The following is a 14,215-nucleotide window of genomic DNA, read 5'->3' as shown; positions in this document are numbered from 1 at the left end:
CGGCCAGGTGCTCGGCCAAGTAAGTGCCGGTGTAGTTGACCTGGCTGCTGAGCAGAAACTGGCCATACAATTGAGCGGTGACTTTCATGGGCTTGGTACGCTGAGAAAGCCGTTTGCGTAAGTCCTATCTAGAACTTAGAAGTGAGAATCAAGAATTTAGAAGTGAGAGGTGAGAATCAAGAACTTAGAAGTGAGTAGTTGCCATTGCAGTAGAGATGCTTCGACTCCGGCTCCGCCGGCACTCTGCAGGAGACGTTCTACTCTCACCTCTGGGTTCTCACTTCTAACAATCAACCCCATTACCCAGATACTCGCTCACGCCGCCTACAATGCGGGTCTGGTAGGTTTCGAGGGGGCGGCCGGTGGGGGATTGGTAGGCGGCCGTGACGGCGGCCAGGAAGCCCGGCACGGCGGCGGCGGGCACCAGGTTGAGGGTGCAGCCCCCGAAACCGCCGCCCATCATGCGCGCGCCCAGCACCCCGGGATGGGCCCGGGCAATGTCCACCAGCTGGTCCAGCTCGGGGCAGCTGACCTGGTAATCGTCGCGCAGGCCGGCGTGGGAGGCGTACATCAACTGGCCGAAAGCGGCCATATCATCGGCGGCCAGGTGGCGGCCGGCGGCTTCCACGCGCTGGTTTTCCTCCACCACGTAGCGGCAGCGGCGGTACACCACGTCGCCCAGCTCGGCGCGGTGGCGGGCCAGCTGCGCGGTAGTCACGTCGCGCAGGCTGTGCACGTCGGCGTAATAGGTCTGCAAAAGCGACACGCCCTGCTCGCACTCCTGGCGGCGGGTGTTGTAGGCCGAGCTGGCCAGACTGTGCTTCACGCCGGAGTTGCAGAGCACCAGGTGGTAGGCGGCCGAATCGAAGGGGAAATACTCGAAATCCAGGGAGCGGCAGTCGAGGCGCACCACCTGGCCGGGCTGCCCGAACAGGCTGGCGAACTGGTCCATCAGGCCGCACTGCACGCCCGCGAAGGTGTGCTCGGCCTGCTGGGCCAGCCGGGCCAGCTCCAGGCGGCTCAGGTGGGTGCCCAGCAGGTGGTCGAGGGCGAAGGCCAGCCCGCACTCCACGGCGGCCGAGGAGGAGAGGCCCGCGCCCATGGGCACGTTGCCCCCGAACACGCAGTCGAAGCCCGGAACTGCCACCCCGCGACTTTCGAACTGGGCCACCACGCCCAGCAGGTAGTTGGCCCAGAGCGTGGAGCCGGGCCGGAGCGGGCCCGCGCCCAACGCCTGCTCGTGGGCTTGCTGTTTATCGAGGGAAAACAGGCGGGCCGTGGGGCCCCTGTTGAGGCCCACGGCAAACACGATTTCCCGGTCGATGGCGGCCGGCAGCACGAAACCCTGGTTGTAGTCGGTGTGCTCGCCGATGAGGTTGACCCGGCCGGGGGCCCGCACCAGCAGGGGCGCGTAGCCGTAGCGCTGGTGAAACGTGCGGAGCATCTGGTGCGCTAACATAGGGCGGGAGGGTAGGGTGGAAAACGGGACGAACTCGGCGGCACAAATCTGTGCAATCGATTGCAATAAAGCAAAAGCAGCCGCTGAAAAGTAGTCCCGATCAGCCGTACGGGACGCCATAAGCACATTCCAGGAAGCTGAATCAGACAGCTAACCCGCCATCAAAGGCCAAAAGTTAGGCGCCTTGCTGAATGCACAGGGTAGCCGCCCGTCGGATTTCCATCGACCGGCAACCGATACGGGAAAATAGTCAGGAGGTAAGCCATTGTTGAATAGCGTTTTGATGCGGAATTAACCGGCCTGATTTTGCAGGTTAGCGCTTTTGTGGTTATCTATGCAAACGATTGCAAATTTGCTGTTGAACGGTCGTTGTTCCTTGCGGCTGTCCGCCCTGCCTCCGCGCCGTACCTTCCCACCCCAATCCCAACCCCATGAACATTCTTTCGCTGCTGCCCATCCGGCGTCTGCTGCTGCTGTTGAGCGTGCTGGCGGGCCCGCTGCTGCTGGCTGCTCCGGCGGCCCGCGCCCAGACCTTCGCCAAGGGTGCCGACGTGGGCTGGCTCCAGCAGATGGAGGCGCACAACTACTATTTCTACGACGAGCAGGGCCTGCGCCAGGACTGCTTTGCCCTGCTCAAGGCCCGGGGCATCAACGCCATCCGGCTGCGGGTGTGGGTGAATCCCTCGATGGTGGACTGGGTGAACGGCCATTGCAGCCCCGCCGAAGTGGTGACGATGGCCACCCGGGCCCAGCGGCTGGGGTTTCGCGTGATGATAGACTTCCACTACAGCGACTCCTGGGCCGACCCGGGCCAGCAGACCAAGCCCGCCGCCTGGGCCGGCCATAGCTTCGCCCAGCTGCTCACCGACGTGTACGGCCACACCTTCGACGTGCTGACGGCCCTCAGGGCCAATGGCGTAACGCCCGAGTGGGTGCAGGTGGGCAACGAGATTCCCAACGGCCTGCTCTGGCCCGAAGGCCACGCCAGCAACTTCGGCCAGCTCACCCAGCTGCTCAACCAGGGCTACGACGCGGTAAAGGCCGTCAGCCCCACGTCCCAGGTCGTGATTCACCTCGACCAGGGTAACGACAACGCCCGCTTCCGCTGGTTTTTCGACCAGCTCACCGCCGCCGGGGGCCGCTACGACGTCATCGGGCTGTCGTACTATCCGTACTGGCTGAACCAGGATTACGCGGCCTCCATTGGCTACCTCCGGTTTAATCTGCGCGACCTGGCCAGCCGCTACAACAAACCGGTGGTGGTGTCGGAAGTGGGGGCCGACTGCACCGGCAACCCCCAGAACGCTTACGACATGCTAGTGGCGGTGCAGAACGCGGTGGCGGCCGTGCCCAACGGCCGGGGCCAGGGCGTGTTCTACTGGGAGCCCGAGGGCTACCGCCGCTTCAGCGGCTACCAGCTCAGCGCCTTCGGCAACGACGGCAAACCCTCCGCGGCCCTCAACGCCTTTCTGGTCACGCCCGCCACCCCGGCCCCCAACCTGGCGGAAAACCCCGGCTTCGAGCAGGGCGGCGCCCCCACCCAGACCCCCGCCGGCTGGACCAGCGGGGCCAGTTCGGCCGCCAGCTACGCCGCCGACTTCACCGAAGCCGACGGCCACGGCGGCACGTTCCGGCTCACCCACTGGCTGGCCGCGCCCTACCAGGTGAGCACCTCCCAGCTGCGCACGGGCCTGGTCAACGGCCTCTACACGCTGCGGGCCTGGGTGCGCAACGGGGGCGGGCAGACCAGCTGCCGGCTCTACGCCAAAAACTTCGGCGGGCCGGAAAAAAGCCTGGACCTGCCCGTCACCAACGCCTGGACCCTGGTGGAGCTCAGCGGCGTGCCGGTTAGCAACGGGCAGTGCGAAATCGGGCTCTGGTCGGATGCCCGGGCCGGCAACTGGTGCAGCCTCGACGACGTGGAGCTGGTGGCCAGCGGCGCGCCGGCCCTGGCCACGGCCGGCGGTCCGGCCCTGGACCTGGCGCCCGCAATCTTCCCCAACCCGGCCACCGACCAGCTCACCTGCCGGCGCCCGGCCGGGGCCGGGGGGGCGCTGCGGGTTACCGTGCGCACCCTGCTGGGCCAAACGGTGCTGAGCCAGCCCTTCGCGCCGGCCGCCCCGGAGCTGCGCCTCGACGTGGCCGGGCTGGCCCCCGGCCTGTACCAGGTGGAAATCAGCGGGGCCGCCCGCGCCTCGTATAAACTGCTGAAAAACTAAGGCCCGGCCCGTTGGGGGCCGGTTTTCGTTGTTGAAAGACTGTATGCTTCGTTCGATTTCCCGCCTGCTGACCGGGCTGCTGCTGAGTGCCGCCGGTTCGGTGGCCGCCCAAACGCCCGCCGCCGCCCCGCTGCCCGCCGGCGACGTGTTCGTGGATGGCCAGGGCGTGCTGCGCTGGCAGCAGAATAAGCAGGAAGTGGCCCTGTTCGGGGTTAACTACACCGCCCCCTTCGCCCACGCCTACCGGGCCCTGCAAGCCGCGGGCACGCCCCCCGAGCAGGCCATCGACCAGGACGTGTACCACCTGGCCCGCCTGGGCGTGGACGCGTTCCGGGTGCACGTCTGGGACGTGGAAATCACCGATACGCTGGGCAATCTGCAGCAGAATGAGCACCTGCGCCTGCTCGATTACCTGGTGGCCCGGCTCCGGGAGCGGGGCATCAAAATCGTGCTCACGCCCATTGCCTACTGGAACAACGGCTACCCCGAGCCCGACTCCGGCACCGGCTTTTCGAGCATCTACAATAAAGAGCAGGCCTACACCAACCCCCGCGCCATCCGGGCCCAGGAAAACTACCTGACCCAGTTCCTTAACCACCGCAACCCCTACACCAACCAGCTCAACCGCGAGGACCCGGCCATTATCGCCTACGAGGTCTGCAACGAGCCCAGGTACCACCGGCCGGCGGCCCCGGTCACGGCCTTTGCCAACCGCCTGCTGGCCGCCATGCGGGCCACGGGCCTGCGCAAGCCCATCTTCTACAACATTGCTGAAAATCCCGACCTGGCCGACGCCATTCTCGATTCCCGGGCCGATGGCCTGACGTTTCAGTGGTACCCGGCCGGGCTGGTGAGCGGGCACGAGCTGCGCGGCAACCTGCTGCCCCACGTGGCCCAGTACCCGATTCCGTTCCGCCAGGACCCGCGGTTTCAGCGCCGGGCCAAGCTGGTGTACGAGTTTGAGTCGGCCGACGTGCTGGCGCCCGTGATGTACCCGTTCATGGCCCGCAGCTTCCGCTCGGCCGGGTTTCAGTGGGCCACCCAGTTTGCTTACGACCCGCTGGGCATTGCCTTCGCCAACACCGAGTACCAGACCCACTACCTTAACCTGGTCTACACGCCCGGCAAGGCCCTGAGTTTGCTCATTGCCGGCAAGGTGTTCCGGCGGGTAGGGCGGGGGCAGCACTTCCCCGGCTACCCCGCCGACTCCACCTTCGACGCCTTCCGGGTGAGCTACCGGCAGGGGCTGAGCGAGATGAACACCGACGACGAGTTCTACTACACCACCAGCACCGCCACCGCCCCGCGCCGGCTGGCCCGCCTGCGCCACCTGGCCGGGGTGGGCAGCTCGCCGGTGGTGCGCTACGGCGGCACGGGCGCCTACTTCCTCGACCGGCTGGCCCCGGGCGTGTGGCGGCTGGAAGTGCTGCCCGACGCCGTGCCCCTGCGCGACCCGTTCGCCACCACGTCCCTGCGCCGGCCCGTCACCCGAATTCTCTGGAACGACCAACCCCTGCAAATAACCCTGCCCGAGCTGGGTTCGCGCTTTAGTCTGCGCGGCCTGAACGCGGGCAACTCCACCCAGGCCCAGGCCACCGACGGCGCCCTGACGGTGCGCCCCGGCGTGTACCTGCTGGCCGCCCCGGGCCGCCCAACCGCGGGCTTCACCGCCGAAACGCGCCTGGGCCCGTTGCGGCTGGGCGAGTTCGTGGCGCCCCCGCCCACCAACCTGGGCCTCCAGGTGGGCCACGCGCCCGCGGCCCAGGCCAGCGCCGGCCGCCCGCTCACCATCCGGGCTACCCTCACTGGCCTTGCGCCCACCGACAGCGTGCGGCTGGTGGCCCGGCACTACTACGGCCCCACCCAAACGCTGCCCCTGCGCCGCCCGGCCTTTGCTACCGTGGAGGCCACCGTGCCCGCCGAGCTGACTTACCCCGGCCTGCTGCGCTACTGGCTGGTGGTGAAGAAAGCCACCGGCGAGCAGCGCACCTTCCCCGCCGACGTGGCCGGCGCCCCCCTCGACTGGGACTTCGACGCCCGGGCCGGGTATTGGGAAGTGCCGCTGGTTATGGCTGCCACCCCGCTGTTCGTGTTCCAGGCCGCCCTCGACCAGGACCGGATCGAAGCCCGGGGCCTCGCCCCCCAAACCTGGACCGACTACGTAACCACCGAAGCCGCCGGGGCCCTGGCTTTGCGCTTCGTGCAGGCTCCGGCCGGGGCGGAGGCGGCAACGCCGTCCACTGGTCCCGCCGCCGCCCTGCGGGTGTATTTTGCCGATAAGCTGGCGGGCCGGGCGGCCGACCTGGCCGGGTTCCGGGAGGTGGTGGTGAAGGCCCGCGCCAGCCGCCCGGTGGAAGCCCGCCTGCTGCTGGCCACCCCCGACGCGGCCGCCTACGCCGCCCCCGTGGCCCTGACCCCGGCGCTGCGCGAGGTGCACGTGCCGCTCACCGCCTTCCGCCCCGGGGCCGCCCTGCTGCTGAGTCCGCGCCCGTACCCGGGCTTTTTGCCCCTGCAGTTTCAGGGGCCGACGCCGGGCCCCCTGCAGCTGGCCGAAACCGAGGTGCTGCAGCTGCTCCTGGATGCTGCCACGCCCGCCGGCGAGGCGCCGTTGCACGTCGATATTGAGTCCATCCGCTTTCAGTAGCCCTTCCCGTTTTTGTTCGTGCCCAACCCTGCCCGCATGCGCGTATCCACTTTCCCTGTCTTCCTGATCTGCCTGTCGGTCTGGCTAGGCGTTGCCGCCCCGGCCCGGGCCCAGGCGCGCCAGGATATCCTGCTGACCACCGGCTGGAAATTCAGCCAGGGCGACCCAGCCAACGCCGCCGCGCCCGGCTTCGACGATGCCGGCTGGCAAACCGTGCGCGTGCCCCACGACTGGGCCATTACCGGCCCTTTCGACGGCAACAACGACCTGCAGCAGGTCCAGATCGTGCAGAACCAGGAGGAAAAAGCCACCCTCAAGGCCGGGCGCACCGGCGGGCTGCCCTTCATCGGCACCGGCTGGTACCGGCGGCGCTTGGCCGTGCCCGGCGCGGGTCCGGGCCGGCGGGCGGTGCTGCTTTTTGATGGGGCCATGAGCAACGCCCACGTCTTTGTGAACGGTCGGGAAGTGGGTTTCTGGCCCTACGGCTACAACTCGTTTTCCTTCGACGTCACTTCCTTTCTGAACCCCGCCGGCCAGGATAACCTGCTGGCCGTGCGCCTCGAAAACCAGCCCGAAGCCTCGCGCTGGTACCCCGGCGCGGGCCTCTACCGCAACGTGCACCTGGTGCTCACGCCCGCAGTCCACATTCCCGTCTGGGGCACCTACCTCACCACGCCCGCCATCAGCGCCGCCCAAGCCACCGTGCGCCTGCGCACCCGGGTGGCGGGCGGCGCGGCTGTGGCCAACCTGCGCCTGCAAACCGATCTGTGCGACCCGGCCGGTAGGGTAGTGGCCACCCTGAGCACCCCGCTGGCGGCCGGCGCGACCGAGTTCGACCAGCAGCTGGCAGTGCCCGCGCCCCGGCTCTGGTCGCCGGAAACGCCGGTGCTCTATTCGGCCGTCTCGAAGCTCTACGCCGGGCCGGAGCTGCGCGACGAGTACACCACGCCCTTCGGCATCCGGTCTTTCCAATTCGTGGCCGACCAGGGCTTCTTCCTGAACGGGCAGCGGCGCAAGTTCCGGGGCGTGTGCAACCACCACGACCTGGGCCCCCTGGGCGCGGCCATCAACGTGGCTGCGCTGCGCCGCCAGCTCACCCTGCTTAAGGACCTGGGCGCCGACGCCATCCGGACCACCCACAACATGCCGGCCCCCGAGCTGGTGCAGCTCTGCGACGAAATGGGCTTCATGCTCATCGTGGAGTCGTTCGACGAGTGGAAGCAGCCCAAGGTGAAGAACGGCTACAGCCAGTACTTCGACGCCTGGGTGGAAAAGGACCTCGTAAACATGGTGCATCACTACCGCAACAACCCTTCGGTTATCCTCTGGAGCATCGGCAACGAGGTGCCCGACCAGTGGACGCCCACCGGCCCGGCCCTGGCCCGCCGCCTCCAGGACCTCGTGCACCGCGAAGACCCCACCCGCCCCGTCACGGCCGGTATGGACCAGTTCGACGCCGTGCTCAAAAATGGTTTCGCCGCCCTGCTCGACGTGCCCGGCTTCAACTACAAGCCCGCCCGCTACCCCGAAGCCCGCGCCAAGCTGCCCCAGGGCTTTCTGTACGGCTCCGAAACGGCCTCCACGGTGAGCAGCCGGGGCGTGTACAAGTTTCCGGTGGAGCTGGCCAAGCAGAAGAAGTACCCCGACAACCAGTCCTCGTCCTACGACCTGGAATCCTGCGTGTGGTCGCAGACGCCCGACGAGGAGTTCGTGATGCAGGACTCGCTGGCCTACGTGCTGGGCGAGTTCGTCTGGACCGGTTTCGACTACCTGGGCGAGCCCACGCCCTACGACGAAGCCTGGCCCTCGCACAGCTCCTACTTCGGCATTCTGGATTTGGCCGGCCTGCCCAAGGACCGCTACTACCTCTACCGGGCCCGCTGGAACACGGCCGCGCCTACCCTGCACCTGCTGCCCCACTGGACCTGGCCCGGCCGCGAGGGGCAAATTACGCCCGTGTTCTGCTACACCAGCTACCCCGAAGCCGAGCTGTTCGTGAACGGCCAGAGCCAGGGCCGCCGCCGCCGCATCACCACCGGCAGCCTCCAGGCCCGCTACCGCCTCCTATGGAACGAGGTGCGCTACGCCCCCGGCAGCATCAAAGTCGTGGCCTACGACGCGGCCGGCCGGCCCGCCGCCACCGAGGAAATCCGTACCGCCGGCCCGCCCCACCACATCCGCCTGGTAGCCGACCGCGCCACCCTGCGCGCCGACGGCCAGGACCTGGCCTACGTCACGGCCCGAGTAGAGGACGCCCGGGGTACCCTCTGCCCCGAAGCCACCAACCAGCTGCAATTCAAGGTGAAAGGAGCCGGGCGCTTCCGGGCCGTTGCCAACGGCAACGCCGCCAGCCTCGAACCTTTTCAAACGCCCCGGATGAAGGCTTTCCAGGGCCAGCTCGTGGTGCTGGTTCAGGCCACCGACCGGCCCGGCAAAGCCCGCCTGGAAGTCAGCAGCCCCGGCCTCCGTCCGGCCCGCCTGCAGCTGGCTGCCACGCCGGTGCGGTAGGTTTTACGCCGGCGTGGCAGCTCCCGCCGCCCCTGGCCACTCGGGTGGTTGGGCGAGTCAGGTTCCGGGGGGGGGCTTCCGGCCAAAGGCCGGGCTGCCCCCCCCCGGCCGGAGTTCAGGCGTCCAGCTGCTGGCCCTGAATGGCCCGGGCCATCAGGTCGGGGAAGCGGGCCGGGGTGCAGGCGAAGCTCGGGATGCCCAGGGCCGCCATCTTCTCGGCCGCGCCCCGGTCAAAGCTGGGCGAGCCCTCGTCGCTGAGGGCCAGCAGCACCACGATGGTCACGCCGCTGGCCTTTAGGGCGGCGGCGCGCTTGATCATTTCCGCTTCCCCAGCTCCTTCGTACAGGTCACTGATCAGGATGAGAATGGTGTCGGCGGGCCGGGTAATGAGCTGCTCGCAGTAGCGCAAAGCCAGCGGCGTGTCGTTACCGCCCCCCAGCTGCACGCCGAACAGCAGGTCTACCGGGTCGTGCAGGTTTTGAGTTAAGTCCACGACGGCCGTGTCATACACTACCATGTGGGTTTTCACTGCCTTCAGCGAGGCCAGCACCGCCCCGAACACGCCCGCGTACACCACTGAGGAGGCCATGGAGCCGCTCTGGTCCAGGCACAGCACAATCTCCTTCAGGGCCTGCCCGCGCCGGCCGAAACCTACCAGCCGCTCGGGAATCACGGTTTGGTGGGCGGCTTGGTAGTGGCGCAGGTTGGCCCGGATGGTGGCGCCCCAGTCGATTTCGTGGTAGCGCGGGCGGGGGTTGCGCACGGCCCGGCTCAAGGCGCCCTGCACGGCCTGGCGCAGCGGGTTGCTGAGCTTCTGCTCCAGCTCCCGCACCACTTTGGTGACCACCTCGCGGGCGGTGGCCTTGGCCTTCTGGGGCATCACCCGGCTCAGCGACAGGAGCGTGGCCACCAGGTGCACGTCGGCCTGCACGGTGCGCATGATTTCGGGCTCGAGCAGCAACTGGTTCAGCCCCAGGCGGGTCATGGCGTCCTGCTGCATCACGGCCACCACGTCGGTGGGGAAGTACGCGCGGATGTCACCCAGCCAGCGGCTGACCCGGGGCGCGGACCCGCCCAGCCCGGCCCGGCGCTCGGTCTTGTCGCCGTCGTAGAGGGCCGTGAGCACGTCGTCCATGCGGCCGTAGTCAGGGGGCAGGGGCACGGTGTTGGCCGCGTCGGCGGCGCTGCCCAGCACGAGTTTCCAGCGGGTTTGGTTGGCCATGTGCAAGCGGAAAGCGAAGCGGTGAAAACGAACGGAAAACAGGAAAGAAATTGCTACGGCCTGGCAGAAGGCCGCTCAGCCCGCGGCCGGGGTGGGCGCCGGGCCCAGCAGCGCCCGCAGCCCCGGCAGCACCCGCCGCCCACGTTCCCAGTCGATGGCCATTGCCTGCTGGTTGGCCGTCGGCGTTGCTGCGTCGTGCGCTGCCAGGTCCAGCAGCTGGCGACGCTCGGGCAGGGAGAAGTCGGTGAAGGCCCGGCGCAGCAGCGGCACGGTTTCGCGGAAGGCGTCCTCGCTCAGGCTGCCCAGCCAGGTGTCGAGCAACCCGAACAGCTCCCGGTGGTGAATCAGCAGCAGGCCGCTGCCGCGCAGAAAGCCCTCGATCCAGGCCGTGGCGTAGGGGGTGGGCTGGGCGGGGGCCAAAGCCAGCCCCAGCACCGTGGCTGTGGTGTCGGCATCAATCTGTTGGGCATCGAAGAGCAGACGGGCGGCGGCCCCGGCCAGCAGGCCGGCACTGACTGGGTTGCGCTGCACGGCGGCCAGCGCGGCGTACCAGTCGGCTTCGTGGGCGGCGTGCTGCAGCAGCCGGATGGCCTGGTGGGTGGCCTCCAGGCGCTCGAGCAGGGCGCGGGCCGCGTCGTGGTCCAGCCCCGCGCAGGCGGCGGGCAGCCCGATGCACAGGCGCGGTACCAGCTGCTCGACCACCTGGGCTACCTGGGCCGTGTCGGTGCGGCGCACGTTGCCGTAGCGCAGCACCTGCACCAGCGGCGGCAAAGCGGCCAGCAGGTGGGTCACGTCGCGGGTGTCGGCCCCGATGGTTTCCAGCCGGGCTACCAGGGCCGGGATGGCCGGGCCCAGGTCGGCGCGCAGGGCCTGCTCCAGCAGCTCGCTCACGGCTTCCAGGCTGGTGGCTTCGGCGGCCCGGGCCGTGGCCCGCGCGGCGGCGGCACCCAGCACGGTGTTACCCCAGCGGCCGGCCTCAATCACGGCCAGCGCAAACTCGGGGTCCCAGCGCAGGCGCCAGATTTCGTGGAAGGTGCCGCTCTTGCCGGCCACCTGCTCCGGTTCACCCCAGGGGATGTCGAGCAGGCGCAGGCGGTGCAGCAGGTGGCTGCGCTCGAGCTGGGTGGGCTGGCGCAAATCCAGGTCCAGGGGCTTGGGCAGGGCCTCGGGCCTGAGGCGCAGCGACTTTTGCAGCTGGGCCAGGTCCTGCTGCAGGGGCGTGGCGGGCAGGCCCGCGGGCACCTCGCCCAACTGCACGCCAATCACCAGCTCCTGCTGCACCAGGTCCAGGGCCTCGGCGTACCCGCCGCCCAGAATGGCCACGGCCGCCTCCTGCAACTCGTCGATGCCCGGCAGCGCCAGCCCGCGCACTGCCGCCAGGGTTGTGGCCAGGCGCACGCCCTCCAGGGCGTGGGCCGAAGAGGCTTCCACGTCCTGGGCGCGCAGCAGGCGGGTGGCGCGCACCATCCAGTGCGCCACCACTGCGTCGCGGGGCTGCTCAAACAGCAGCTCGTACCAGGCCGGCGACAGCACCCCGGCCCCGTAGCCCGAGCTGAACGAGAGCCGCTCGTAGGTCCATGGAATCCAGGTGGTGGCCGTGGGGACTTTTTTGAGGCCTTTCAGGCGGGCTTTATCTTCCTTTTTGAGCAGGTCGGCGCGCAGCACCGGCGCGTGCCAGGCCCCGCACACCACTGCCACCCGCTGGTAGCCCTGGGCGAGGGTGGCGCGCAGCGTTTCGCGCATGTAGGCTTCGCGCAGCAGGGTTTCTTCGGTTTCGGGGCGGGCCAACTCCTCGCGCAGGGCCGTCATCAACTCCAGTACCACGGCGAAGGTATCGGCGTTGCCGGGGGCGTGCTCCAGGTGGGTTTCCCACCACTGCTCCGAGTCGGAGTAGCCGGCCAGCCGGGCTATGTAGGCCACCGGGTCAGTCTCCAGGTCGGCGGCTGATTCGGTGGCTTCAGGCGCAACAGTTAACGGCTCTGCCTCTTCGATGCGGGCAGTCTGGGCCTCAACCACTTCGCTTGCTGCCGCCGTGCCGTCAACTGCCGCCGCTAATTCTGCTGCTGCATCCCGCAGGCCAAAGCGCAGGCTCATGGGCAGATCCATGCAGCGCACGTGGGCCTCGTGGCGGGCGCACCACTGCACGGCCTGCCACTCCGGCGAGAACGAGGCGAAGGGCAGAAACGAGGCCTGGCCCTGCTGTTTGGGGTTGTAGACCAGCAGCGCCACCGGCGGCACCAGCTCCGGGTGCGTGGCCGTGGCCAGGGCCGCTTCGGCATCGGCGGGACACTCCAGCAGCACGATATCGGGGCGGAAAGCATCCAGCGCCGCCACGAGGCTGGCCGCGCTGCCGGGGCCGTGGTGGCGAATGCCGAAGAGGCGCAGGTCGGTGGGCATAGAAAGCAATGTTTAAACGCCCGGAGCATTGGCCTTCCGCTCCTGCAGCAGCTCCTGGGCCGCTGCCAGGGCGGCGGGCAGCAGCTGCCGCTCCTGAAGCATCAACTGCAGATTTTCGTCGGATCGGCGGGCGAAGGTCTGTTTGAACTGGTCAATGCTGGCGCGTTGGCGCTGGGCGGCCTGGGCGGGGGATGGTGGCGGGAACAGAAGGCCGCGGATGAAGGCGTGAGCAGCCGGCCGGTTGGGCAGGTAGTACAGTAGCCCCAGCGCCACCCCCAGGATGGAAACACCAAGGCTGGCATCGCCGAACCCGAGGCCAAGTTTCAAGGAATCCGGCAGGAAGTTGAGCGCTCCAACCAGCGTCAGGGCCAGCGTGAGCAGCACCAGCGGCCGGAATAGCGGGCGTAACTGGAAGTAAGCCGCCAGCAGCAGCAGCACCGCCACAAAAGCTCCGTAGTGCGGCAGGGTAAACGTCCGCTGATACGCTTCCTCCCCTTGGTACACCGGCACAGATAGCACAGTCAGAATAGTATAGACGCTGAGAGCGGCTAGCAGCAGAACAGGAAGCAGGTTTTTGTGCGTGCGTATAAACGGCATGGAAGGGAGATGAGAATTGAAAGCTGGAATGGACCTGGCCCTACGCGGTCAGATAGGGAGCCGGTAAATTCCTACTCCACCACCTCCCGGCACGAGCGGTACAGATCCTTCCAGCCGTCGCGCTCTTTCACTACGGTTTCCAGGTACTCCAGCCACACCACCCGGTCGGGGCCGGGGTCTTTGATGACGGCGCCCATCAGGCCGGCGGCCAGGTCGTGGGCGCGCAGGGTGCCGTCGCCGAAGTAGGCGGCCAGGGCCAGGCCGGAGTTCATCACCGAAATGGCCTCGCCGGTGCTCAGCGTGCCGCTGGGGCTCTTGAGCTTAGTTTTGCCGTTGTCGGTCACGCCCGCCCGCAGCTCCCGGAAGATGGTGACCAGGCGGCTGATCTGCTCCAGGGCCGGAGCTTCCACCGGCAGTTGCAGGGCCTTGCCCTGCTTGGCCACCCGGGTCTGCACGATGTGCACCTCCTCGGCCAGGGTGGCGGGCAGCGGCAGCACCACGGCGTTGAAGCGGCGGCGCAGGGCGCTGCTGAGCTCGTTCACGCCCCGGTCCCGGTCGTTGGCCGTGGCAATGACGTTGAAGCCCTGCGTAGCCTGAATTTCGGTGCTGAGCTCCGGAATGGGCAGCACCTTTTCCGAGAGCATGGTCAGCAGCGTGTCCTGCACGTCGGACGGGATGCGGGTCAACTCCTCAATGCGCACCAGCTGGCCGGTTTCCATGCCTTTGTAGAGCGGGCTGGGCACCAGCGCCCCCAGCGAGGGACCCTCGGCCAGCAGGCGGGCGTAGTTCCAGGAGTAGCGCAGGCTATCCTCGGCGGTGCCGGCCGTGCCCTGCACCAGCAGGTTGGTGTGCCCGCTGATGGCGGCCGTCAGGTGCTCGGAAACCCAGCTTTTGGCCGTGCCCGGCACGCCCAGCAGCAGCAGGGCGCGGTCGGTGGCCAGCGTGGCCACCGCAATTTCCATCAGCCGCCGCTGCCCGATGTACTTGGGCTCCACCTCGAAGCCGTTGTCGAGCTGGCCGCCCAGCAGGTAGGTTACCACGGCCCAGGGCGAGAGCTGCCAGTTGGGCGGCTTGGGCCGGTCGTCGGCGGCTTTGAGGGCCGCCAGCTCCTCGGCGTAGAGGTCTTCGGCGTGGGGGCGGAGCAGGTCAGGGGTCGGGGCGGAGGCCAT

Annotated in this window: 8 protein-coding genes; 3 read left to right on the top strand and 5 right to left on the bottom strand. The window is 68.3% G+C overall.

Annotated features, from left to right (window positions below):
- Positions 1-283: 283 nt before the first annotated feature.
- Positions 284-1,459 carry a galactokinase gene (gene galK, locus KLP40_RS20270; protein WP_215595664.1) on the bottom strand — a complete coding sequence of 392 codons (1,176 nt, stop codon included), beginning with the start codon at positions 1,457-1,459 and terminating at the stop codon, positions 284-286.
- A gap of 431 nt (positions 1,460-1,890) precedes the next feature.
- On the opposite strand from galK, the gene KLP40_RS20265 reads away from it, so the two are divergent.
- Genes KLP40_RS20265 through galB form a run of 3 tightly spaced genes read left to right on the top strand, consistent with a single transcriptional unit; the run spans position 1,891 to position 8,830 of the window.
- Positions 1,891-3,678, top strand: a complete 1,788-nt coding sequence (locus KLP40_RS20265; RefSeq protein WP_215595663.1) for a glycosyl hydrolase 53 family protein — start codon at positions 1,891-1,893, stop codon at positions 3,676-3,678.
- Between the two features lie 43 nt (positions 3,679-3,721).
- On the top strand, positions 3,722-6,322 hold the full coding sequence (locus KLP40_RS20260) for a glycoside hydrolase 5 family protein (RefSeq protein WP_215595662.1): 2,601 nt from the start codon (positions 3,722-3,724) through the stop codon (positions 6,320-6,322).
- A gap of 36 nt (positions 6,323-6,358) precedes the next feature.
- Positions 6,359-8,830, top strand: coding sequence for a beta-galactosidase GalB (gene galB, locus KLP40_RS20255; protein ID WP_215595661.1), 2,472 nt, complete (start codon positions 6,359-6,361; stop codon positions 8,828-8,830).
- Between the two features lie 115 nt (positions 8,831-8,945).
- Here galB and KLP40_RS20250 read toward each other — a convergent pair whose 3' ends face one another.
- From KLP40_RS20250 to KLP40_RS20235, 4 genes are all read right to left on the bottom strand, one after another.
- Positions 8,946-10,052 carry a VWA domain-containing protein gene (locus KLP40_RS20250; protein ID WP_215595660.1) on the bottom strand — a complete coding sequence of 369 codons (1,107 nt, stop codon included), beginning with the start codon at positions 10,050-10,052 and terminating at the stop codon, positions 8,946-8,948.
- Positions 10,053-10,127: 75 nt separating this feature from the next.
- Positions 10,128-12,449, bottom strand: coding sequence for a DUF5682 family protein (locus KLP40_RS20245; protein ID WP_215595659.1), 2,322 nt, complete (start codon positions 12,447-12,449; stop codon positions 10,128-10,130).
- 12 nt (positions 12,450-12,461) lie between these two features.
- The gene (locus KLP40_RS20240; RefSeq protein ID WP_215595658.1) at positions 12,462-13,046 is read right to left on the bottom strand and encodes a hypothetical protein; all 585 of its coding nucleotides are present in this window, start codon (positions 13,044-13,046) and stop codon (positions 12,462-12,464) included.
- Positions 13,047-13,117: 71 nt separating this feature from the next.
- Positions 13,118-14,215 carry an ATP-binding protein gene (locus KLP40_RS20235; RefSeq protein ID WP_215595657.1) on the bottom strand — a complete coding sequence of 366 codons (1,098 nt, stop codon included), beginning with the start codon at positions 14,213-14,215 and terminating at the stop codon, positions 13,118-13,120.

This window comes from Hymenobacter piscis, assembly GCF_018760735.1.
Classification (GTDB): Bacteria; Bacteroidota; Bacteroidia; order Cytophagales; family Hymenobacteraceae; genus Hymenobacter; species Hymenobacter piscis.
Note: the sequence above shows the minus strand (reverse complement) of the source record. Positions and strands in the feature narration are given on the sequence as shown.